This window comes from Aeromonas sp. Y318-3 (assembly GCF_027706185.1).
In the GTDB taxonomy this organism is placed as follows: Bacteria; Pseudomonadota; Gammaproteobacteria; order Enterobacterales; family Aeromonadaceae; genus Aeromonas; species Aeromonas veronii.
Map to the genome: position 1 here is coordinate 266,042 of NZ_JAPDCN010000006.1, position 23,528 is coordinate 289,569.

A 23,528-nucleotide genomic window follows, 5' to 3' on the forward strand; every position below is an offset into this window, starting at 1 on the left:
TTCTGTCAGGTCTTGGTTTTTTTGAAAATGCTGATTTAGCTGTTTAGGATTTTTGGTTTTACGGCTTTGGCCTGATCATTACGCGCAATCGCTCATCTTGGGTTGTATATAAGCAATTGATATTTAATTGCTTTTGTTGTGCAGTTGATTTGGTTATCACTGCGTTGGAAGTGATCACGTGATCACTTTGGCGATCAGTTTGCCCCTATTCATCGGAGTGGTGATCACTTTTGCTGCACTAAGCTCATTGTTCTGCAACCAGATAACAATCTGCTAGCCAGAGATGCCGCCTCTTTCGTTGAATGTCGGGGATGTGGCGCTGTTCGTTAGTTAATCTCTATACGATATTGTTGTTTTGGCAAAAGTGAGGCTTTGAGCTGCTGTTTGCTCTATATATCTTAGAAAAACAGTGGGAACGGTGGGAATATGGGAACAATACCTGCTAACCCGCGTCATTACTGGTCTTGTTTGTACCCACAACTTCACAGATCTCTTGGGAACAGATGGGAACAACTTCAATATTTGGTCTTCTGTTCCCATTGTTCCCACCTTGTACCCACTCCACATTCGTGTGTAGGGGAACAGCTCAATCCCTTGCCATATAAGGCTTTCCGTCTCATCGAGAGGCTTTGTTCCCACTGTGGCCACCGCTTTTAGCGTGTTCTTTACGTGCGTACACAAGGCTGGGGAAAATGGCCGGACTCGGTAACCCTCGGCCTCTTTCTGGCTGGCTTCACACGTATTCTTGTTCCTCGGCGGGATCGGCCAACACGCGTTCGGTCAGCAAGTACACCCACACTGCTCCACTCATGCCCGGTAGTCTTGCCTTGCGCTGTAGTCGCTTCTTGTCCTTGCCTGTCAGTAGATAACCCGCCTCAAGACACAGGTGCGCCGCACGTTTGGGATCGCGTCCTTTGGTGAGCTCTGCCCAGCCGGGCGGCAACACAAAGAAGCTCACCCCATCAGAGTCCGCCTTTCGATAGCCCACCATATTGGCCGGACGATGGCTGGCATCGAACCAGTCAGCAAAACGACTGTGCTGATGAGCGGTGATAAATCTTCGTACCTGCTCCAGGGTGGTGGCGTCTTCCTTGTTGCCAAGATGGCCCCGTTCCATCAGCCATGCCTTGAGGCAAACCCGCGCCGCCCGGATCGCCTCGCCCTCTGGCCAGCCCGTTACGCCAAGTCGGGTCGCCAGTTCACCGGCAGCAGCCACCAGCGCGAATCGGTTGATGGCTCGTCCTACTTGGTTGCCAGCCCCCTTTGGTGTTAGCTCGCTGGCAAGGCGCTTGATTTCTCTAGCCAAGTGTTCGCGGTGTGTATCCAGATCGATGGCTAGCCCTTCCACCAAGGCTCGAAAGGCGGTGCCATGCTGGCGATCTGCGTTGGTCTTGAGGGTATCGGCAAAGAGGCGTCCGCCTTCCATGCCATGCAACCATTCAAACGCCCCATGGTGCCCGGTGTTGCTCGGGATCTGGATGGTACGTACTTCCATCCCGGCTTGGGTTCGCTGGCCTGCACTGGCGGCATGATCCTCAAGGCTCAATTCACCCGTGGAAAGAAACAGCAAGCGCCATGCCTTGCGCTCCCTCAACTCCCCATCCTGCTTGCTCCGACCCTTGCCTTGTCCGTTAGCCAGCATATAGGCCACTTGCCCGGCCTCTTTGCCATCCAACTCCCCCAGTTCATCCAAACAAAGCAGGGCATCATTGTGCCGACTGGCGATCCCCTCAATCGCGTTACCGGTTGCTCGCCAAGTTTGGCTATAACGGTCAGGATTGCCGTAAACACTGGCGGCGGCCTTCATGATGGTCGTTTTGCCGTCTGTGCTTTCCCCCTTGAGATGAAAGCCACCGCCTTCCATTCCCACCAACGTGAGCAGTGGGGCTGCGAATGCCAGTGACAGGGCAAAGCAAAGTCGGGAGTTCCCCACTGCCAGCGCAGCAACTCCCAGTTGCCATTCGGCCAAGGTGCCACGTTCGGTAAAGTCACTGGCTGCGTATCCAGCCGTTTGTAGGATCACACCCTCGGCATCTGGCCCTATCGCCCCTTGTGGCAGCACATAGGCATTACCATGCCAGCCGGTACGCTCTACACAGGTGATCCGCCTCTCTGGCTGGCAAGCCATCAGATACTCGGCCAGCTTGCGTTTGTGGCCCAACTCAATAAATGGCAAGCCTGCATCTAACAGTGCAGTAAAGACCTCTTCACCATTGCGCGGCACCAACGAACGGACAGGCATAGCCCACTGGCGCGTCCGTCCGGCGCTATCTTGCCACTCCAGCAGACGGCCATAGCCCCGACCATGTTCATCACTGGTTTCAGCCAATACTTGCACCGGGCTTGATATGGGCACCAACTCTTGCCGGGCATTGTCTCCCCGACCCACCAGTTCCCACACACAAAGGCGATCGCCCTTGATCTCGAACCCAGCCGGTAGCATCTGTTTCTTAGCCTCTTCTTTCTGGCTAGCGTCTTGGTCTTGGGGGCTATTAGTGATCGGGGTGGCGCAGGCGATCATGATGGCCTCTTGTGTATTGGCCAGCCCGTGGACTTGGTGGTAATCATTCCAATCCCCCTGAACGGGCGGCAGGGCCACCGCAGCCCCCACCGCCAGGGCCGCTCCCTCAGTCTGGCGTTGGGTGATCTCGTTGCGTTGGCCTGCCTCGTCTAAGTCGTGATCACCGCAGATGATGATCTCGGCGGTGGGGTGCTGGCGGCGGGTAATTTCCGCCACGTTTAACAGGTTGCCACTATCCATTGCGCAATAGACGGTCGCCCCTGTAGCTAGGTGAACAGATAACCCGGTTGCATATCCCTCTACCACAGCCACCAGCTCCCCACCGTTTAGGCGGTGAAAAGCTTGCTGTTTCTGGCCACCGGCAAGATAGCGCTTGGTGCCGTCCTCCCGGATCAGTTGAACGTTCACCAGTTCGTTGGCCTCGTTATAGAGGGGAACGATCAGGCTAGCAGGTGGGAAGTTTTCACCAGCATCGCGGATCAGGATGCGGTTCACGGCGCACAGGCACACGCCTAAGTTCTTGCGGGCCAAATAGGGCGCATGGGCCTGCTCACTGTCTTGCATGATTGCAGCGGCGCTGCGGGCTGCCTTGTGGCGGCGTAGCTCGTCCTGCCCGGCTCTGGTCTGTTGCTGCTGGTGGATGCGTTCCCGTTCAGTTGCATCTAGGCCACCAGCAGACACTCCTACCAGTGGGGCTATCAGCTCAGCCGCCTCCTTGATCGGCTTGCCAGTCACCAAGCCAACCAGCGCTAGCCCATCCCCGGCACCGCACTGATTACAAATCCAAGTGCCACGCCCTCCCTTGTTATCGAGTCGAAACCTGTCTTTGCCACCACAGGTAGGGCAGGGGCCATGCTTACCACCTCGCGGGGTATCGATCCCCACCGCCGCCAGCAGATCGGGCCAGTGCCCCGTAGCCGCAGCGGCCACATCCGAGACGAATCTTGCTTTGTTCATCTCTCACTCCTGGTCTGAATTGCCACCAGCGCATTGCTGGCCCGGGCATCAAAACTCGCCCTTATCTGGAGGGCTCTGAGGCTGTGTCTTCCGATTTGTGGCAAGGCTTCGCCCTGAGCGTTATGCCCATTGATTTGCATCGTCATAGTGTTGGTTTCTAGCGGCGTTAGCTGTTGGTCGTGTTGCTGTCAGGCTGGGAGGGGGCTGACCATTCGGGGAGTCCTAGCACATAGGTCGCCATGCTCTTGTATCTGTGACCACGATACAGTACGTGTGCCTGAATATGGGTCGTGATGTTGAACCCCTTTTGCCGCAGTTCCAAAATCCGAGCTTGAGCCCTCAAGATATTGTGTTCATGTATGAACTCCAAGCTGGAGGTCGGCCCCTGTCGAAGGATGACCAGTACTTGTGCGAGTTGCCCAGTGACTGTTGGGCAAGCACATAAGGTGGAATTCTTTAGGCGTTCAAACTGGGTCGTGCCGTTCTGTGGGGCGGCCTTTTTTTTCTTCATGTTTGGCCTCTTTATTTCGCTTGGCGAGCGGCAATGCGCTCCGCAATCCAAGTGTCGATCTCGGATTCGACAAAAGCGACAGAGCGCCCCCCGGCTGGTGATAGACGAACTGGTCTTGGCAGTTGGTCACGAGCGATCAGGTCGTAAATGCTGCTCTTGCTCAAGCCGGTTTTTTGGATCACTTCCTTCATGCGGATGAGGCGAAACTGCGGGGGAGTGGATGGGGTATGTGCTTCCATGATTGTCCTCTACGGTCGTTGTTTTCGAGGAGGTTATGGAAACACATGAGGATAGACGAGGCGTAGAGAACAGTCTGAAAGTAAGGTTACTTTCTTGGGAAGTATCCTTACTTCTCAGGTTAATTTTTAAACACGCCGCCCGTCCTTATAGCTTCCTCAACCAGATTATGAGCACCTTTGGAATTAAGATTATGCCCGCGTTTTTTCCCACGCATGGACTCTCTGTGAGCATGAGCCCCCTCAGCAAGTTGCCCTTCAGTTTTTAAAATATCTGGATTCTTTGCTACTAGGTGTAGAGCAGCAGCAAGAATCCCCGCCCTCGCATTATCCAAAGCTATAGCAGTATGATGTGGTGGCTTCTCAATGTTCACAGAATCAGCTTCTTCCTCATATATCGAGTAATTTAAGATCTTTTTAACTTCCAACCGTTCTCCTGAATGAATTCGTTGGTGCAGAAATGCAAGATCTTCGTAAATGATCAATGGAGCTGGTGGTATGAGGCCATCTTTTAGCTTCACAGTGGCGAAAGCGTCATAGCTTACAGCTCCTGATAAACGCTTCTGTTCTGCGAAGACGGTGATTGCCGAATATCCCATGGCTGATTCCTCTCCCATTGCACCAAAAGAATGCAACTCTCCCGTAATACCTGAAATATATTGTTTGATGTAACGAGATGCATGATTGGATGTTATTCCCCATAAGCCGGTAAGACCCCAAGGAGATGGCTCGGTTGGGTATTGTGGTGGCTGTGTTCTCCAAATCAGTTTTCGGGGTTTCTTGCTTTCGTCGAGATCATCTTTGGGATCGGGGATTGGCTCGAGTGCTTGCATAGGATCGAAGCGGAAGCCGAAGCTGGCGTGTATCAGATCACCGGAGTTAACGCCGTCCCTGAGCTGTACTTGTGGGCAGTAGTATGGAAACGAACGGTCGAAATTTATGTAGAGATTAATGAAGCCTAACTTAGCCCAGTGAAGTAGATCTTCAACCTCACATTCAAGTAATCGAGATGCACGCTCTACTGTGCAATATTCAAGTGGAAGTAGAGGGCGCAGGGTGGGCTGGTATCCTGTTTTTGCTTTTGTTGTCATCAAAGGTCTTTCTCGTTGTCTGCTCGCTTGATTAGGATGTCAGGGCCTGCGAGCAGGGTTCTCGCCTGTTTGATTGATGGCTTTAGGCCCGGCAATATGTCATATATGGGCTACTAGCCCACCACCTTCAATGCTTGAAAACCGCTAGCCAGAGAGAGATTCCCTTGGCTAGCCTGTTCTATGTGATTGCTCCACCACTCCATCATGATTTGCCGCTGTTTGAAGTAGTCAGAGCGGTTATAGGCACGGCGGATCTCGTTCTCATCGGTGTGAGACAGTGCCGCCTCGATGGCATCCGGGTTGAAGCCCTGTTCGTTCAGCGTGGTGCTACCCAGTGAGCGTAGGCCATGGGCCACCAGCCTCCCGCCATACCCCAACCGCCTTAAGGCCGCGTTGGCAGTTTGATCGTTGATATGGGTCATTGGGTTACGAAGGCCGGGGAATACAAAAGGGCGGTGGCCGCTGATTGGCCTCATCTGCTCTAGCAGGGCTATCGCTTGCGGGGTTAGTGGCACCCGATGGGGGCGCTCCATCTTCATGCGGTCGGCGGGGATATTCCAGACTTTGGCCTCAAGGTCTATTTCATCCCAGCGAGCACCTGCCGACTCACCGGGCCGAACCAGAGTATGAAGACTCCATTCAATCTGACATCGAGTTGTGTGTTCTATACGGCCATTGGCGATATCAGCCATCAACAGCGGTAGTTCATGCGGTTGAAGAGTCAGCATGTTCGTTTTGGTGGGGGCTTTGAATACTTTGCGTATATCGGTGCAAGGATTTGCTTCCAGCAGACCATGATTCACGCAGTAGCTCATGATCTCGTTGATATGGCGGCAAAGGCGGTGAAGGGTATCAAGAATGCCGGATGCTTCTACTGGGCGCAGTATCTCGATCACCTTGGGGGCGCGGATCTGGTCTATGGGCATCTCGCCGATAAAGGGCAGCACATACATTTCAAGCATGCGCCAATCTTTTTGGGCTGTCTTGGGCTTTACCCGATGGCTCTTTAGCTCCATCAGCTGACGTGCCATGCGCTCAAAGGTGTTGGCGGTGGCCTCTTGCTTGGCATGGGCAATCGCAGCCTGTTCTTCTTTGTGAATTTTAGGGTCGATCCCTTCAGCCAGCAGGGCACGGGCTTCTCGCCGTAGTTCACGGGCTGCCGCAAGGGATACTTCCGGGTAGGTGCCAAACCCAATGTTGGTGCGTTTTTTGTCGGAAGGCTTCTGATACTTGAAGACCCAGCGCTTCCCACCGTTCGGTTTAACCCTTAACTCCAGTCCTTCGCCATCAGACAGGGTGATTTCCTGGGCGTCTGCCTTGGCACTTTTCACTTTGGGGTCAGTTAGCCAGTTTGCCCCTGTCCTGCGCGTCTTCTTGTCCATCCAATGCCCCCTAGTACCACTGAATTGAGTACCACAACGCTTGTGGTACTAATGATGGTACTAAATTAACTGGTTTCTGACGACGCCATCGGACTATTACGGACAACAAAAAACCCGCAAAGCCTTACGCTATGCGGGTCTCTGTATTTTCTCGTTCCTGCTCGGAACTTAATTTGGTGGCCCCTGGGGGACTTGAACCCACGACCAATCGATTATGAGTCGACTGCTCTGACCAACTGAGCTAAGGGGCCAAATTGTGCGTTTAGCGGCGTGGATTATAGGGGAAGAGGAAAGGGCAGTCTATAGGCATATCAACCACTTGGCGACTAATTGTCCAGCTTGATTGAGGGCGCAAAGAGGGTCGCAAGGGTAAATGCCAGACAAAACAAAGCCCCGCATGGCGGGGCTTTGGCAGAGTAGTTTGACACAGGGTCAGGACTATTCGTCCAGGAAGCTGCGCAGCACTTCCGAGCGGCTCGGGTGGCGCAGTTTGCGCAGTGCCTTGGCTTCGATCTGACGAATACGCTCACGGGTAACGTCGAACTGTTTGCCCACTTCCTCGAGGGTGTGGTCAGTGTTCATGTCGATACCGAAACGCATCCGCAGTACCTTGGCTTCGCGGGCGGTCAGGCCAGCCAGCACTTCGCGGGTGGCGTTGCGCAGGCTTTCGCTGGTCGCCGCATCCGCTGGCAGAGCCAGGGTGGTATCTTCGATAAAGTCGCCCAAGTGGGAATCTTCATCATCACCGATGGGCGTCTCCATGGAGATAGGCTCTTTGGCGATCTTCAGTACCTTGCGGATCTTGTCTTCCGGCATGCCCATGCGCATGGCCAGCTCTTCCGGGTTCGGTTCACGACCCATCTCCTGCAGCATCTGACGGGAGATACGGTTGAGCTTGTTGATGGTCTCGATCATGTGTACCGGGATACGGATGGTACGGGCCTGATCCGCGATGGAGCGGGTAATGGCCTGACGGATCCACCAGGTGGCATAGGTCGAGAACTTGTAGCCACGACGGTATTCAAACTTGTCTACCGCCTTCATCAGACCGATGTTGCCTTCCTGGATCAGATCCAGGAACTGCAGACCGCGGTTGGTGTACTTCTTGGCGATAGAGATAACCAGACGCAAGTTGGCCTCAACCATCTCTTTCTTCGCACGGCGGGCTTTGGCCTCACCGATGCTCATACGACGGTTGATATCCTTGATCTGGGCAATCGACAGACCGGTCTCTTCTTCAATCTGCTGCAGCTTGCCAATGGCGCGCTGAATATCCTCGTCCATTTCAACCAGACGGGGAGACCAGGCTTTGCCTGCCTGCTTCTGGTATTCGAACCAGGCAGTTTCACACTCGTTGTTGGTGAAGGCCGCGACGAAGGTTTTCTTCGGCATCTTGGCCTGCTCAACGCAGAGCTTCATGATGATGCGTTCCTGCACGCGAACCCGCTCCATCATTTCACGCATGTTGTTGACCAGGCGATCGAACTGCTTGGGCATCAGGCGGAATTGGCGGAATACATCTGCCAGCTGGGCGATGGCGGCCTGGGTATCTTCGTGCGCGCGACCATTCTTCTGAATGGAGAGGCGGGTCACTTCATACTGGGCACGCAGTTCGCCAAACTTCTCGCGAGCGACTTCCGGATCCGGACCACCGTCACCGTCGTCGTCAGAGCTGTCGCCATCTTCGTCTTCGTCTTCTTCGTCTTCTTCATCTTCGTCGGCCAGATCGTCTTCGCCGAGCTCGGAACCGATATGCGTGGCGGTAGGTGCCATGTCTTCGGTTTCGTTCGGGTCAATAAAGCCAGAGATGATGTCAGAGAGACGCAGCTGCTCGGCTTCGTACTTGTCGTACTGTTCGAGCAGGTAAGTGATTGCTTCAGGGTACTCGGCTACGGAGCTTTGTACCTGGTTGATACCGTCTTCGATCCGCTTGGCGATGTCGATTTCGCCTTCACGGGTCAGCAGTTCGACGGTACCCATTTCCCGCATGTACATGCGGACGGGATCGGTCGTACGACCAATCTCAGATTCAACAGATGCCAGAGCCTGGGCCGCTGCTTCGGCAGCGTCCTCATCGGCGGTACCACCTTCAGCCATGATAAGGTCATCGGCATCCGGAGCGTTTTCAACCACTTGAATGCCCATATCGTTGATCATCTGAATGATGTCTTCGATCTGGTCTGAATCGACAATGTCTTGCGGGAGGTGATCGTTCACCTCGGCATAGGTCAGGTAGCCCTGTTCTTTACCTTTGGCAACGAGGAGTTTAAGCTGAGACTGCGGGGTTTGCTCCATAGAACTCATCCGGTTGGTGTTGCTAGGTTGCGCGTACAGTGCGCTGCTGCGCAAATAGCCAATTCTAATAGAAAACCGCCAGACATGCTATGTCTGGTTGCGGCGTCGGTCATGAGAAACCCCTGCCCGCAGTATTGTCGGGGCCAGGCGGTTATAAAAATTTTGCTTTTCATCCCGTCGATTCGGGCAACGCTATCCATATTGGGACTAATCACTCAAATATCAAGCCCCACTCTCATTTCTTTTCTCAATTTGCACCTCTCTTATCAGCATCATCAGCTCTTGGGTTTCTTCGGAGCTTAGTCCTTCCTGAGCCACTTTGGCCTGCAATTCTTCGATCCGCTGTTTCAGAAACTGGTTGATGAAGCCGACGAAAGTGTCCTGCAATTCTCCCAGAATATCCGGCTCTTGATCGAGTTTGATCTCCTCGAACAGGTCGTGCATGGCCAGCTGAGCAAGGATCTCTCCCTCCTTGGTACCACGCCAGTGTTCCAGCAGGATACCGGTTGTGATACCGGGCTGTGCCAGGATTTGCTGGTGCAGTTGCAGCAGGAACTTGATGCCCTGTACGCGTAGCCCGGCTAATTCCGGCATGGGGGGAAGCTCAGCCGTTACTGTCGGATATTGCACCATCAGTGCCAGCGCACGCCGCAGTGGCGTCAGCTTGGCTGCCTTGGGTTTGTTGACCTCGGCCTTGGGCTGACTGTTACGGGCAAAGAGCTCGGCGATGCGCTGCTTGTTCTCGCCCCAGCGCATCATGCTGGAGAGACGAGTGATCAGCCCTTCGCGGGTAAACCCTTCCGGAACGCGACGAATAAGCTCGGCGGCCTTGTTGGCCACTTCGAACTTGCCTGCCTCACCGGAAAGCGCCGCATCGCGACCGAGACGCTCGAACATGAAGTCGGCGAACGGCTGGGCTTCATCGAGCAAGGCTTCAAAGCCCTCCTTGCCGATCTGGCGTACCAGCGAGTCGGGATCCTCGCCATCGGGCAGAAACACGAACTTCAGCTCGCGGCCATCCTGCAGATGAGGGAGGGCATTATCCAGCGCGCGCCAGGCGGCTTCACGACCGGCGTTGTCACCGTCGTAGCAGCAGACTACCTCGGCGGTGGTGCGAAACAGGGTGTGGATATGGTCGCTGGTCGTTGCAGTACCCAGCGCCGCCACCGCATAGTCGATGTCGTACTGACCGAGTGCCACCACATCCATGTAGCCTTCCACCACCAGGATCCGGCGTGGATCCTTGTGTGCCTGCTTCACCTCGTAGAGACCGAACAGCTCCCGCCCTTTATGGAAGATGGGGGTCTCCGGTGAGTTCAGGTATTTGGGGGTGCCATCACCCAGCACCCGGCCACCGAAACCGATGACTCGGCCTCGCTTGTCACGGATCGGGAACATGATGCGATCGCGGAAACGATCATAACTCCCCGGGCCATTGTCACGGGTGATCAGCATGCCGCCCGAGATAAGCAACTGCTCGTGATCCCGGCTGGTACCAAAGCGGCGGCGCACCTGATCCCAATCGCTGGGTGCATAGCCAATGTTGAATCGTTTGACCACTTCACCGGTCAGGCCGCGGCCTTTGAGGTACTCCACCGCATGGGGAGCGCTCTTGAGATTGCTCTCGTAGAAGCGGGCGATCTGGTTCATCAGCTCGAACAGATCCTTGCTGACTGCGGGCTGGCTATTGGCCGAGCCGCCGATGCTCTGCTCGCGAGGCACCTGCATGCCCTGCATGCTGGCGAGCTCTTCGATGGCATCGGGAAATTCGAGACCGTCGTACTCCATGACAAAGCCGATGGCGTTGCCGTGGGCGCCACAACCGAAACAGTGGTAGAACTGCTTCTCCTGGCTGACGGTAAAAGAGGGGCTTTTTTCGTTATGAAAAGGGCAGCAAGCCTGGTAGTTCTTACCGGCTTTTTTCAGCCGCACTCGCGAGTCGATCAGCTCGACTATGTCTGTGCGTACGAGCAGATCGTCGATAAAGGATTGGGGGATCCTGCCTGCCATAACCGTCCTGTTTCATTGCGGAGAAAATAAAAAAGCCGCGCATTCCAAGGGAAGCACGGCTTCTTCGACCAAACAAGAGAGTTGCCTGTTACGCCAAGCGGGTTTTCACCTGAGCACTGACGGCGCCGACATCGGCACGCCCCTGAATTTTCGGCTTCAAGACAGCCATGACCTTGCCCATATCAGCCATGACGGCAGCACCACTTTCAGTGATGGCTTGCTCGATCAGGGCGGCAATTTCATCTGCGGTCAGCTGTTGCGGCAGGAATTCCTGCAACACAACGATCTCGGCGGACTCTTTGTCGGCGAGATCCTGGCGACCGGCAGCTTCAAATTGGCTGATGGAATCGCGGCGCTGTTTGACCATTTTGGTCACGACAGCGAGGATATCCTCATCATTCAGCTCGATACGGGTATCGACTTCACGTTGCTTGATTTCTGCCATCAACAAGCGGATCGCTCCCAGACGTGCCTTATCTTTGGCAAGCATGGCGAGCTTTTGCTGATCCTTGAGTTGATCCTTCAGAGACACGGCAATATCTCCCGATTAGTACAGGCGGATACGACGTGCGTTTTCGCGAGACAGCTTCTTGGCGTGACGCTTGACAGCAGACGCTTTGGCGCGCTTACGAATGGTAGTCGGCTTCTCGTAGAACTCACGGCTACGAACTTCGGACAGGATACCGGCTTTTTCGCAAGAACGCTTGAAACGACGCAGAGCAACGTCAAACGGCTCATTTTCACGGACTTTGATTACTGGCATGTGCCTTTCACCTCAGTGATAAATTGTTAGCTGACCTTCAATCGATCAGCATGTCTTAAAATGGTGCGAAATTATACTCTGGACAGGGAATGAAAGTAAACCCGCAGAGATCGCTCTGGTTTAAAAAACCCGCGAAGGTTACCATAGCCGTCTCATTTTAGCAGTGAAATTTTTTAGCAATGCGTGTATTGGGCATAGAGACATCCTGTGACGAAACCGGGATCGCGATCTTCGACGATCAAAAAGGGATCCTTTCCCATCAGTTATACAGCCAGGTCAAGCTGCATGCGGACTACGGTGGCGTTGTCCCCGAGCTCGCCAGCCGGGATCATGTTCGCAAGACGATCCCGTTGATCCAGGCCGCATTGCAAGAGGCGGGACTGGGCAAGGATGACATCGACGGCATCGCGTATACCGCGGGTCCGGGTCTGGTTGGCGCCATTCTGGTGGGGGCCACTATTGGTCGTTCGCTGGCGATGGCATGGAACAAGCCTGCTATCGCCGTCCACCATATGGAAGGCCACCTGCTGGCTCCCATGCTGGAAGAGAAAGCTCCCGAGTTCCCCTTCGTGGCGCTGCTGGTCTCTGGTGGTCACTCCATGCTGGTACGAGTCGACGGTATCGGCAGCTATCAGCTGTTGGGGGAATCCATCGACGATGCCGCTGGCGAAGCGTTCGACAAGACCGCCAAGCTGATGGGGCTGGACTATCCGGGTGGTCCGCTGCTCTCCCGTCTGGCCGAGAAGGGCACTAAGGGGCGCTTCCACTTCCCCCGTCCCATGACTGATCGCCCAGGGCTCGACATGAGCTTCTCCGGCCTCAAGACCTTCACAGCCAACACCATCGCCGCCAATGGTGATGATGAACAGACCCGTGCCGATATCGCTCGGGCGTTTGAAGATGCGGTGGTTGATACCCTGGCCATCAAGTGCCGTCGTGCCTTGAAAGAGACCGGTCTCACGCGTCTGGTGGTCGCCGGTGGCGTCAGTGCCAACCGTCATCTGCGTGCCCAGCTGGCCGAGCTGATGGAGAGCCTCAAGGGCGAGGTGTTCTATCCGCGCACTGAATATTGCACCGATAACGGCGCCATGATCGCTTACGCCGGTATGCAGCGCCTGAAAGCGGGCGTGTTCGAACCGCTTGTGGTCAAAGCCGTGCCGCGCTGGCCGCTGGATACCCTGGATCCGGTCTGATCCGAAGGATCCCGCCTTCTGGCGTGGTGGTGAGTACCATGGTGGCCTACTACTCCGGCAATCCGGCAGCGGTGGTTATAGCGCCGCTGGCACGCTGTTGTGGTGTCTGCTGTCGCCGTGGTTGAGCCATCCGGATAATACGTCAGGCCTCTCGCTGCCAGACAGCCAAGCCAAGTACAGAGTAAAGAGATAAAAAAATCCCCGCCAACTGGCGGGGATTTTTGTTTGGCTATCGGCAGGCGACAGGATTACAGCAGGATGCCGCCGAAGAAGAAGCCCAGCGCCACGGCGATGGCGATGGTGGCGGTGCCCGGTACGAAGAAGGGGTGGTTGAAGACCGCCTTACCGATACGGGTGGAGCCGGTGTCGTCCATCTCTACCGCAGCCAGCAGGGTCGGGTAGGTCGGCAGTACAAACAGGGCGCTCACGGCTGCGAAAGAGGCAATCGCAGTCAGCGGGCTGACACCCAGTGCCAGAGCGGCAGGCATCAGGGCTTTGGTGGTTGCACCCTGTGAGTAGAGCAGCATGGCGGCGAAGAACAGCACCACGGCCAGCAGCCAGGAGTACTGGTTCAGCAGGTCGCCAGCGATCAGCTGGATGGTGTCCATGTTGCCTTTCACGAAGACGTTACCCAGCCAGGCGACACCCAGTACGCAGATACAGGCGGACATACCGGACTTGAAGGTCGGCATGTTGGTGACCTGGGTGGCGTCCAGTTTGCACACCAGGGTCATGATGGTGGCCGCGGCCAGCATGATGCCCATGATGGCGCCGTCACGGGGGATCGGCGGGTTGGTGATCAGGCCTACTTTACCGGAGATGGCAGTGGCATAAGCCATGACAGCAACGATGGCGGCGATGAAGATCCAGACCGACAGCTTGGCGTACGGTTTGATCTCGAGCTTGGTAGTACCACGCAGTTTGATCAGGCCCTTGGCTTTACGCTCCAGATAGACTTCGTCCTGCTCCAGCGGCTTGCCCATCATGTTGGCAATGAAGGCGCCCAGGATACAGGCCAGGAAGGTAGAGGGGATACAGATGGCCAGCAGGGTCAGGTAGTCAACACCAAACGGCTCGAGCATGCCGGAGAAGGCAACCACAGCGGCAGAGATCGGGGAAGCTGTGATGGCGATCTGGGAGGCGACAACCGCGATGGAGAGCGGACGGGATGGGCGGATCCCTTGCTCTTTGGCCACTTCAGCGATCACCGGCAGGGTGGAGAAGGCGGTATGACCGGTACCGGCCAGCATGGTCATCAGGTAGGTGACCACCGGGGCGGCGAAGGTGATGTATTTGGGGTTCTTGCGCAGCGCTTTTTCTGCCAGGAAGACCAGGTAGTCCATCCCGCCAGCCAGTTGCATACAGGCGATGGCACAGATGACGGATGCGATGATCATGATCACATCCCAAGGGATGTAGCTGACCAGTTGATCGCTCGGGATGGGCATGCCCAGACCCCACGTCAATACCAGTACCCCCAGACCACCGGCAAAGCCGATGCCGATGCTGCCTATCCGGGCCCCCAGATAGATAGCGGCGAGCACGACAAGTAACTCGATTCCAATCATAGCGATAACTCCATTTTTTAGTTTTTGGTTTTTATTTGGCAAAAAGCCAATTCCCGATCGGGCTGGGGATAAAGACCAATCGGGAACTGACTTTATGGGCCGGGAAGATCCCGGCCCACACTCGCTTATACGGCAGCTTCGCGGGTGAAACGCTTGGCTTTGTATTGCGGGTTCATCAGGTTCTCGATGGAGAGAATTTCGTCCAGCTGCTCGGCGCTCAGCAGGCCGCGCTCAAGGACGACTTCACGGACGTTCTTGCCGGTCTGGGCACAGATCTTGCCGACGATATCCCCTTCGTGGTGGCCGATGAAGGGGTTCAGGTAGGTCACGATACCGATGGAGTTCAGCACGTGATTCATGCAGATTTCCGGGTTGGCGGTGATACCTTCCACGCACTTCTCGCGCAGGGAAATACAGGCTTTTTCCATCAGGCTCAGGGATTCGAACATCGCCTGACCAATCACCGGCTCCATGACGTTCAGCTGCAGCTGACCGGCTTCGGCGGCGAAGGTGATGGTGATGTCGTTACCGAATACCTTGAAGCAGGATTGGTTGACCACTTCCGGGATAACCGGGTTGACCTTGGCCGGCATGATGGAGGAACCCGCCTGCATTTCCGGCAGGTTGATCTCTTTCAGTGCGGTGCGCGGGCCGGAGGAGAGCAGACGCAGGTCATTACAGATCTTGGACAGCTTCATGGCCAGACGCTTGATGGCGCCGTGCAGCATGACGTAGGCACCACAGTCTGATGTCGCTTCGATCAGGTCTTCTGCCGGCACATAGGCACGACCGGTGATCTCGGCCAGACGCTTGATGGCCAGTGCAGAGTACTCGGGCGGAGTGTTCAGACCGGTACCGATGGCGGTCGCGCCCAAGTTCACTTCCAGCAGCAGCTCCTGGCAACGCTTGATGGACTTGATCTCTTCACGCAGGGTCACTGCGAACGCGTGGAACTCCTGACCCAGGGTCATCGGAACTGCATCTTGCAGCTGGGTACGACCCATCTTCAGGATGTTTTTGAACTCTTTCGCTTTGGCATCGAATGCCGCGATCAGGTGCTCCAGCGCGTGCAGAGTCACGTCGGTGCTGTTGACCACAGCAACGCGGAAACCGGTCGGGTAGGCATCGTTGGTGGACTGGCACTTGTTGACGTGGTCGTTCGGGTTGATGACGTCGTAACGGCCTTTCTCCAGACCCATGATTTCCAGGGCGATGTTGGCCAGTACTTCGTTGGTGTTCATGTTGACGGAGGTGCCGGCACCACCCTGGTAAACGTCGACCGGGAACTGGTCGAAGCATTTGCCGGTGTTCAGCATCAGGTCGCAGGCTTCTACGATCATGTCAGCAATTTCAGGACGGATGGTACCCAGTTCACCGTTTGCCAGCGCAGCGGCCTTCTTGGTCAGCACCATACCGCGGACGAATTCCGGAACGTCAGAAATCTTCTGAGAGCTGATCTTGAAGTTCTCGACAGCGCGCAGGGTGTGCACACCGTAGTAGAGATCATTGGAAACTTCTTTGGTGCCCAGCAGGTCTTCTTCAATGCGGACGTTCTTGATGTCGCTCATTGTAATGCCTCAGAAATCAGATAAATGGAAAAATCCTCACCGAGTGGTCGCGAGTTCCTTGCGCACAGCTCATCCTGAAGCACCACACATCGAGTGGGGCGGTTGGGAGAATGACCTCCCGAAAAACTAATCAATATACTACTCCAATTGAGGTATCGGTTATTAGAGGTGGATCACTAAATTTGCGACATATTCAAATTACTTTGAGAAAAGTACACATATGTTATGAAGTTTTTATCATGATGATTTTTATAAATTTTTGTGACTTTTTGCTGGTTTTTTAGATTGCTGATGACGTAGGAGTCAGTTGACCAACTTGAAAAGAGGGTGGCAGCCCCCATTTATTCAGGGCAGAAAGTGGTGATGATGGGGGGCAAAATCGTCTCTGACCATCGTTGCATGGCTGCCACTTTTTCTCAATTTACCGGTGCTGGAGTGGATATGGGCAAGTTGTTTTTGTTGTTGGTGGGTCTGGTTGTGCTGGAGCTCACCGTGATGATCGAGGTCGGCTCGGTAATCGGGGCGCTGCCGACTGTCGGCTTGCTCATCCTGACTGCGGTATTGGGCTCCTCGCTGGTGCGCAGTGAAGGGATCAAGACCCTGTTCAGCGCCCAGCAAAAGATGCAGATGGGCGAGATGCCGGGCCGCGAGGTGATGGGGGGCATGATGCTGGCGTTGGCCGGTCTGCTGCTGATCATTCCGGGTTTTGTCACCGACTTTTTCGGGATCCTGCTGCTGCAGCCTTGGCTGCGCAACAAACTGGCCGACAAGCTGATCGGCAGCAACCAGTTCCGGATGCAGATGGGCGGCTTCCAGCGTACTCAATCGCCGTTTGGCAACGCACCGTCCGATGATCATATGGGGAACTCCAAGCAGGGCGGCACCACTATCGAAGGCGAATTTGAGCGCAAAGAGTAATCGACGAGACGAAACCCCGAGGTGAGTGACTGAATCAGGGTTTGCCCTGATGGCACAAGGCCTCGAAGCGGTGTCGGGCATACCACCATGCGAGGGTGCCCGCCGCCAGATTGGCCAGCAGTATCCCCAGATATATCCCCTGTTCTCCTCCCAGTTTTGCCCCCAGCCAGGCTCCTGGCAACAGAAAACCAAACAGACGCAATCCGTTGAACAAAAACGAGATACTGGATGCTCGAACGCCATTGAGTGCCGAGGCCAGCAGCATCACCATGCCCTGAAAGCCGTAACCGATCGGCACCAGATGCAGATAGAGAATGATGAGGCGAATGACCTGCGGATGATCGCTGAACAGATTGGCGATGAGTGGCGCCAGTAGCCAGGTCAGGCCATAGATGGCGAGCTGGAACAGTAGTGCAAAGCGCATGCTGCTCTGAAGTGCGGCTTTGGCCCGGGCCGGATTGCCAGCGCCGCAGTTTTGCGAGATGAAAGGGGCCAGTACGGAGGCTAGGGCCATCATCACAATTAGCAACAGCGCCTCGACCCGCGACGCGGCGCCGTAAGCGGCTACCACCTCGGTACCCAGACCCGCAAAGATCGTCATCAGCACCGCATTGGCCAGGGGGTTGAGCATATTGGTAAAAGAGGCGGGGACGGCGACATGGAGCAAGGCCTGCCAGTGGGTCAGCAACCGGGCCCGCGGCGAGAGGCGCCACAGCAGCAAGCCCTCCCGATGACGCAGGATATAGAGGCTGACCAGCATCGCCATCAACCAGGAGATAGAAGTCGCGATGGCGGCCCCTCGGATCCCCCATTCGGGAAAGGGGCCGATGCCGAAGATCAACAGAGGATCCAGCACCCCGTTGACCAACCCGGCTACTGCCATCACCAGACTGGGGGTTTTGGTATCGCCGGTCGCCCGGATGGCGGCATTGCCCACCATGGGCAGCACCAGCATGGGGACGGTGAGATACCAGATCAGCATGTAGTCATGGATGAGGGAGATAAGCTCGGCACTGGCTCCCAGCAGAGTAAACAGAGGCTTGATGGTGAGAGCCCCCCCCGCGGAGAGCAGGGCCACCATGATCACCGCCAGAAACAGGCTGTCGGTGGCGAGATGGGCCGCCTCATCGTGTTTGCCCTGCCCCAGGGTATGACCGATCACCGCTGACAATCCGGCGCCCAATCCCATCGCCAGCGAGGTAACCACAAAAGTGACAGGAAAGGTAAAACTGATGGCGGCCAGAGCTTCGGTGCCCAGCATACCGATAAAAAAGGTATCGACCAGATTGAAGGCCAGAATGGCGATGATGCCGAAGATCATGGGGCCCGTCATCTGGCGCAGTACGACCGGAATAGGGGCTGTCAGCATGGGGTTGGTGCGGGTCAAGGGCTCGTCTCTACAGCTGGCTTTGAAGGTTCTGGCATGGAAACCGGGCGGCTTGAACCGACCTTGCTCCAGAGTGCGGACATGGCTGAACCATCGAAGATGTTTATAGTACGTGAAAAAATTTTTTTTGTATTTGCCCTTGAAGGGTTAGCAACTCTGCCCCACATCAGGGACATATTTAATTTGGCCTGGAACGGCCATTCCTCAAAGCAACAATGAGACTCATTTTGGGAGAGTTATCGATGAAAATTCGTCCACTGCACGACCGCGTCATCATCAAGCGCATCGAAGCTGAAGCCAAATCTGCCGGCGGTATCGTCTTGACTGGTACTGCGGCCCAGAAGTCCACCCGTGGTGAAGTGCTTGCCGTGGGGACTGGTCGCATCCTGGATAATGGCGAAGTCAAAGCGCTGGCCGTGAAGGTTGGTGACAAGGTGATCTTCAACGAAGGCTACGGTGTGAAGACCGAGAAGCTGGATGGTCAGGACGTCCTGATCCTCTCCGAAACCGACATCCTGGCGATTGTCGAAGAGTAATCCATCCTCCTTTTCCCCGAATTGATTTAAGGATTGAAGAAAAATGGCAGCTAAAGACGTTAAGTTTGGTAACGAAGCCCGCATCAAGATGCTGGAAGGCGTAAACATCCTGGCTGATGCCGTCAAGGTGACTCTGGGCCCGAAAGGCCGCAACGTGGTGCTGGACAAGTCCTTCGGTGCCCCGACCATCACTAAAGATGGTGTGTCTGTTGCGCGCGAAATCGAGCTGGAAGACAAGTTCCAGAACATGGGCGCCCAGATGGTCAAGGAAGTGGCTTCCAAGGCGAACGATGCCGCCGGTGACGGTACCACTACTGCAACCGTTCTGGCTCAGGCCATCGTCAACGAAGGTCTGAAAGCCGTTGCCGCCGGTATGAACCCGATGGATCTGAAGCGCGGTATCGACAAAGCCGTTGTGGCTGCTGTTGCTGAACTGCAGGCGCTGTCCCAGCCGTGCGCTGACAGCAATGCCATCGCTCAGGTGGGCACCATCTCCGCCAACTCCGACGAGAAAGTGGGCAAGCTGATTGCTGAAGCCATGGACAAAGTGGGTCGCGATGGCGTCATCACCGTTGAAGATGGTCAGGGTCTGGAAGATGAGCTGGCAGTTGTTGAAGGTATGCAGTTCGACCGCGGCTACCTGTCCCCCTACTTCATCAACAAGCAAGAGACCGGTTCCGTTGAACTGGACGACCCGTTCATCCTGCTGGTTGACAAGAAAGTCTCCAACATCCGCGAAATGCTGCCGGTGCTGGAAGGCGTTGCCAAAGCTGGCAAGCCGCTGCTGATTGTTGCTGAAGACGTAGAAGGCGAAGCCCTGGCGACTCTGGTGGTCAACACCATGCGCGGTATCGTGAAAGTGGCTGCCGTCAAGGCGCCTGGCTTCGGTGACCGTCGCAAGGCCATGCTGCAGGATATCGCCGTACTGACTGGCGGTACCGTCATCTCTGAAGAAGTTGGCATGGAGCTGGAAAAAGCGACGCTGGAAGATCTGGGTCGTGCCAAGCGCATCGTCATCACCAAAGAGAACACCACCATCATCGATGGCGTGGGTGATGCCGGTGTGATCGAAGGCCGTGTTGCCCAGATCCGTCAACAGATCGAAGAGACCTCTTCCGACTACGATCGTGAGAAGCTGCAAGAGCGCGTAGCCAAGCTGGCTGGCGGTGTTGCCGTGATCAAGGTTGGCGCAGCCACCGAAGTCGAGATGAAAGAGAAGAAAGCCCGCGTTGAAGATGCCCTGCACGCTACCCGCGCCGCGGTTGAAGAAGGTGTGGTTGCCGGTGGTGGTGTTGCGTTGGTTCGCGTTGCAGCCAAACTGGCTGGTCTGCGTGGTGACAACGAAGACCAGAACGTCGGTATCAAGGTTGCCCTGCGCGCCATGGAAGCCCCGCTGCGTCAAATCGTCATCAACGCCGGTGAGGAAGCCTCCGTCATTGCCAACGCAGTGAAGAACGGCGAAGGCAACTTCGGTTACAACGCTTACAGCGAACAGTATGGCGACATGCTGGCCATGGGTATCCTGGATCCGACCAAGGTAACCCGTTCAGCCCTGCAGTTTGCCTCTTCCATCGCCGGTCTGATGATCACCACCGAGTGTATGGTCACCGAACTGCCGAAGAAAGATACCCCTGCCATGCCTGACATGGGCGGCATGGGTGGTATGGGCATGATGTAATCATCCCCCTTGCTCTGTTTGACAAACGGCTCGCTCAAGGCGAGCCGTTTTTTTATATCTGGCTAAACTGAGTCTGTTGAGACAGCAAATATGGGGGCGATATGAAAATGTTTGGTTGGCTGACACTACTGTGTTCATTGGTCATCATGCCGGTGATGGCTGCTGAGGCGCGGACTGGGCCGGTGATCCTGAAAGTGGGTGGTAACATCAGGTCGGCAGACGAAGTTGATGGCAAGGTGTTGTTTGATCTGGCAAAACTACAGGCTCTGCCGCAACATGAGATAGTGACAGGCAACCCGTGGGTGGATAAGCCGCACACCTACAGAGGCCCAAAACTGGCCGATGTATTGGCTGCAGTCGGTGCGGATGGCAAGACCATTACGTTGACAGCACTGAACAGTTTCCAGGTCCGCATTGAATGGGACAAGGTCGCCAAATACGAGCCCATCCTTGCATGGGAAGACAACGGCGCTGTCATGCGGGTGCGCGACAAGGGGCCGGTCTGGTTTATGCTGCCTCTTGATCAATATCCGGAATTGAAGCGATCCGAATATACCGACATGATGATCTGGCAGCTGGATTTGATAGACATTCAGCACTGATAAAAACCGCACGGGAGCATGGGGTGAAAGGAAAGACCAGGGCGTGGCCACTGCTCGTCATTCTGTACGTATCCATCCTGTCGTTTACCGGGAGCACCCTCTATTGCCTGATGCAAATCCAGAATGCGACCAGAGCGATGGAGAAATACACCTATGATGTTTCCTGGGCGTTGATGCAGTTGCAGCTGGAACTCGGGCGTTTCCTCAATGCAGTAGAGGTCTATCACTATGGCGGGATTGATCATGACACCTTGATGCTGCGTTATGACATTCTCTGGAGTAGAACGCCCATCCTGTTGAGCGGCCAGCTGCGCAAGAGCATGCAGGACAAGCAGAAAACCTTGCGTCTGGTGCAGCTGATTGAAACCAATATTCGTCAAATAGAGCCCGACATCACCAAGTTGCAGAGCGGAGCATCTGACTATCAGCAGATCATGATGCGCCTTGCCCCGCTGCAAGAGCCGCTCTCCTACTCCCTCGCTTCTGTGATGCAGAAGAACATTAACGTCTATTCCGAGAACGATCGCCATTTTGGTCAATTGCGCAATGCCTTGTTGCTGATGGTCTCCGGTCTGGTCATGTCAGTGCTGCTGCTCAGCATGCTGCTTATATATGAAGGGCGTCGTCATTTCAGAGCGGCCAGACGGGATCCGCTGACCGGGTTGTCCAATCGGGTTGCTCTGCTGGAGCGGATGGAGCTGTACGCCACACAGGAAGTGCCGTTTGGGCTGGTGCTGGTCGATATCAACGACTTCAGGGATATCAACAGCAAGTTTGGCTATGACACTGGTGATTATCTGCTTTGTGAGTTTGCCACCCGGATCCGAGTGCTCTGTGAAGAGGGCGAGTGGAGCGGACGTCTGGGGGGGGATCAATTTGCCATTATCCAGCGTGGCAGCAGCGATCTGCGTCAGGTCAGGGAGCTGGTAGCGCGATTGCTGCATGCGCTGAAGCAAGATATCGTCTATGACAACTATCCCTTCCGGCTTGAAGTCGGGATTGGGATTGCCTTCTATCCGATGGACAGCGACAAGACTCAGGAGTTGCTGAGTCGTGCGGAGCAGGCCCTGTTCCATAGTCGCAAGACCCATGTTCCCTATGTGATTTACGATAACTCCCTGCTCAACGAGACGGCGCGGCGCAAACATCTGGCGTCGGATATGATCATGGCGCTGGAACACAATGCGCTGGAACTCTATTACCAACCCATCGTCAATCTAGAGAGTGGCCGCTGCGAAGCTGTCGAGGCTCTGTTGCGCTGGCGGCATCCGGAACTCGGTTTCATTCCGCCAAACGAAGTGATTATGGTGGCTGAGGAGTTCCAGCTTGCCGAACGGGTTGGCAGCTGGGTGCTGAACACAGCTTGCGAGCAGCTTTATCAGTGGCACCAGCTTGGTATGGTTGATCTGCAAATGTGTGTGAATATCTCGCCAGGCATGTACCAGCGTAATTTGCTCAAACTGGTGGCCAAGGCATTGATGGAGCACCATCTGCCTGCCCGTAGCCTGGTCCTGGAGGTCACGGAAGATACCACCATGCGGGAAGTGAAGAACTCGCTGCAACTGATGCAGGATCTCAATCAGCAGGGGGTACTGCTGGCATTAGACGATTTTGGGACTGGTTATTCATCTTTGAGTTATCTGCAAAAGTTACCGGTCAGCAAGGTGAAGATCGACCGCTCCTTTATACAAGGCATTGACACCTCAATGGAGGCATCCGAACTGGTCGCCAATATTTGTCGGATGGGGTCGATGCTGGGCAAGAGTCTGGTGTGTGAAGGGATTGAGACACAGGCGCAGTTGGATGTATTGCGATCTCTGACCGATATCCACTTGTATGGGCAGGGCTATCTGTTCAGCCGACCAGAGCAGGCGGAGAAAATCTATCAAACCTTGTTGGAGATGGAGGAGCTTTGGCTGGCGCGTCAACAATCCGAAATGGCTTATATGAGTTGAAGGGGAGGGGTACTTGACGGTCATCTGCCTCAAGAATGTGTGATTCAGTTCAAGTTTTATTCTTTTTGTTTGTTGTTTGAACGGTTGTGCGGTTTTATCAAAAAAACATGCAGTTTAGCCTTGCCAGAAAGAATCTGTTCCCTATAATGCGCCTCCATCGACAGGGCAAGCGGCAACGCAAACAACCTCGTTGATAACCTCGAAAAGCCTTTGAAAATAAGGCTTGACTCGAGAAGGCGGTTGAGTAGAATTCCACTCCCGCAGCAACACACTGTTGCGTCGCTCTTTAACAATTTGAATCAAGCAATCTGTGTGGGCACTCACAGCATCGAACATCAAAAACAATTTTTGATTTTC

19 protein-coding genes and 1 tRNA gene are annotated in these 23,528 nt (G+C 55.1%); 6 read left to right on the forward strand and 14 right to left on the reverse strand.

The genetic code is table 11. The features are described from left to right. Positions 1–733 precede the first annotated feature (733 nt). The 10 genes from OKB77_RS10990 to rpsU form a co-directional block, all read right to left on the reverse strand. Positions 734–3,478 carry a DUF927 domain-containing protein gene (locus OKB77_RS10990; protein ID WP_270817618.1) on the reverse strand — a complete coding sequence of 915 codons (2,745 nt, stop codon included), beginning with the start codon at positions 3,476–3,478 and terminating at the stop codon, positions 734–736. A gap of 166 nt (positions 3,479–3,644) precedes the next feature. After that, on the reverse strand, positions 3,645–3,989 hold the full coding sequence (locus OKB77_RS10995) for a helix-turn-helix domain-containing protein (RefSeq protein WP_104014304.1): 345 nt from the start codon (positions 3,987–3,989) through the stop codon (positions 3,645–3,647). 11 nt (positions 3,990–4,000) lie between these two features. After that, positions 4,001–4,228 carry a helix-turn-helix transcriptional regulator gene (locus OKB77_RS11000; protein ID WP_104014305.1) on the reverse strand — a complete coding sequence of 76 codons (228 nt, stop codon included), beginning with the start codon at positions 4,226–4,228 and terminating at the stop codon, positions 4,001–4,003. Between the two features lie 119 nt (positions 4,229–4,347). Beyond that, the gene (locus tag OKB77_RS11005) at positions 4,348–5,316 is read right to left on the reverse strand and encodes a hypothetical protein (RefSeq protein ID WP_270817620.1); all 969 of its coding nucleotides are present in this window, start codon (positions 5,314–5,316) and stop codon (positions 4,348–4,350) included. Between the two features lie 113 nt (positions 5,317–5,429). Further along, positions 5,430–6,698 (reverse strand): integrase domain-containing protein, encoded by a 1,269-nt coding sequence (locus tag OKB77_RS11010; protein ID WP_270817621.1) that lies wholly within the window; start codon positions 6,696–6,698, stop codon positions 5,430–5,432. 174 nt (positions 6,699–6,872) lie between these two features. Beyond that, positions 6,873–6,949 (reverse strand) — tRNA-Ile (locus OKB77_RS11015). A gap of 187 nt (positions 6,950–7,136) precedes the next feature. Beyond that, positions 7,137–9,032: an RNA polymerase sigma factor RpoD gene (gene rpoD / locus OKB77_RS11020; RefSeq protein WP_263718854.1), complete on the reverse strand. Its 1,896-nt coding sequence runs from the start codon at positions 9,030–9,032 to the stop codon at positions 7,137–7,139. A 183-nt stretch (positions 9,033–9,215) separates the two neighbouring features. Then, positions 9,216–11,003 (reverse strand): DNA primase, encoded by a 1,788-nt coding sequence (gene dnaG, locus OKB77_RS11025; RefSeq protein ID WP_005358121.1) that lies wholly within the window; start codon positions 11,001–11,003, stop codon positions 9,216–9,218. Positions 11,004–11,091: 88 nt separating this feature from the next. Further along, a complete protein-coding gene (locus OKB77_RS11030; RefSeq protein WP_005349081.1) occupies positions 11,092–11,535 on the reverse strand; it encodes a GatB/YqeY domain-containing protein in 444 nt (147 codons plus the stop codon). A 15-nt stretch (positions 11,536–11,550) separates the two neighbouring features. Continuing rightward, positions 11,551–11,766, reverse strand: a complete 216-nt coding sequence (gene rpsU / locus OKB77_RS11035) for a 30S ribosomal protein S21 (RefSeq protein ID WP_005309452.1) — start codon at positions 11,764–11,766, stop codon at positions 11,551–11,553. A 179-nt stretch (positions 11,767–11,945) separates the two neighbouring features. Between rpsU and tsaD the strand changes: the two genes are divergently transcribed. Next, positions 11,946–12,959 carry a tRNA (adenosine(37)-N6)-threonylcarbamoyltransferase complex transferase subunit TsaD gene (gene tsaD / locus OKB77_RS11040; protein WP_064337300.1) on the forward strand — a complete coding sequence of 338 codons (1,014 nt, stop codon included), beginning with the start codon at positions 11,946–11,948 and terminating at the stop codon, positions 12,957–12,959. Positions 12,960–13,207: 248 nt separating this feature from the next. On the opposite strand, the gene OKB77_RS11045 is transcribed toward tsaD, so the two are convergent. Further along, positions 13,208–14,527 (reverse strand): anaerobic C4-dicarboxylate transporter, encoded by a 1,320-nt coding sequence (locus OKB77_RS11045; protein ID WP_021229055.1) that lies wholly within the window; start codon positions 14,525–14,527, stop codon positions 13,208–13,210. A gap of 125 nt (positions 14,528–14,652) precedes the next feature. Then, positions 14,653–16,095 carry an aspartate ammonia-lyase gene (gene aspA / locus OKB77_RS11050; protein ID WP_265775933.1) on the reverse strand — a complete coding sequence of 481 codons (1,443 nt, stop codon included), beginning with the start codon at positions 16,093–16,095 and terminating at the stop codon, positions 14,653–14,655. A gap of 441 nt (positions 16,096–16,536) precedes the next feature. On the opposite strand from aspA, the gene OKB77_RS11055 reads away from it, so the two are divergent. Continuing rightward, a complete protein-coding gene (locus OKB77_RS11055; RefSeq protein WP_064338761.1) occupies positions 16,537–17,013 on the forward strand; it encodes an FxsA family protein in 477 nt (158 codons plus the stop codon). A 34-nt stretch (positions 17,014–17,047) separates the two neighbouring features. Here OKB77_RS11055 and OKB77_RS11060 read toward each other — a convergent pair whose 3' ends face one another. Next, the gene (locus OKB77_RS11060) at positions 17,048–18,382 is read right to left on the reverse strand and encodes an MATE family efflux transporter (RefSeq protein WP_223849341.1); all 1,335 of its coding nucleotides are present in this window, start codon (positions 18,380–18,382) and stop codon (positions 17,048–17,050) included. A gap of 260 nt (positions 18,383–18,642) precedes the next feature. Here OKB77_RS11060 and OKB77_RS11065 point away from each other — a divergent pair, with 260 nt between their 5' ends. The 4 genes from OKB77_RS11065 to OKB77_RS11080 all read left to right on the forward strand — a co-directional run bounded on the left by OKB77_RS11065 (position 18,643) and on the right by OKB77_RS11080 (position 23,171). Further along, positions 18,643–18,936 (forward strand): co-chaperone GroES, encoded by a 294-nt coding sequence (locus OKB77_RS11065; RefSeq protein WP_005340573.1) that lies wholly within the window; start codon positions 18,643–18,645, stop codon positions 18,934–18,936. A gap of 43 nt (positions 18,937–18,979) precedes the next feature. Then, the gene (gene groL, locus OKB77_RS11070; RefSeq protein WP_005340575.1) at positions 18,980–20,614 is read left to right on the forward strand and encodes a chaperonin GroEL; all 1,635 of its coding nucleotides are present in this window, start codon (positions 18,980–18,982) and stop codon (positions 20,612–20,614) included. Positions 20,615–20,715: 101 nt separating this feature from the next. Continuing rightward, positions 20,716–21,216, forward strand: coding sequence for a molybdopterin-binding oxidoreductase (locus OKB77_RS11075; protein ID WP_164461867.1), 501 nt, complete (start codon positions 20,716–20,718; stop codon positions 21,214–21,216). A gap of 23 nt (positions 21,217–21,239) precedes the next feature. Beyond that, entirely contained in the window at positions 21,240–23,171 is a 1,932-nt protein-coding gene (locus OKB77_RS11080; RefSeq protein ID WP_005340581.1) for a putative bifunctional diguanylate cyclase/phosphodiesterase, read from the forward strand. A gap of 141 nt (positions 23,172–23,312) precedes the next feature. On the opposite strand, the gene OKB77_RS11085 is transcribed toward OKB77_RS11080, so the two are convergent. Beyond that, positions 23,313–23,528: hypothetical protein (locus tag OKB77_RS11085; protein ID WP_257713805.1), on the reverse strand; the 216-nt coding region annotated here is incomplete at its 5' end.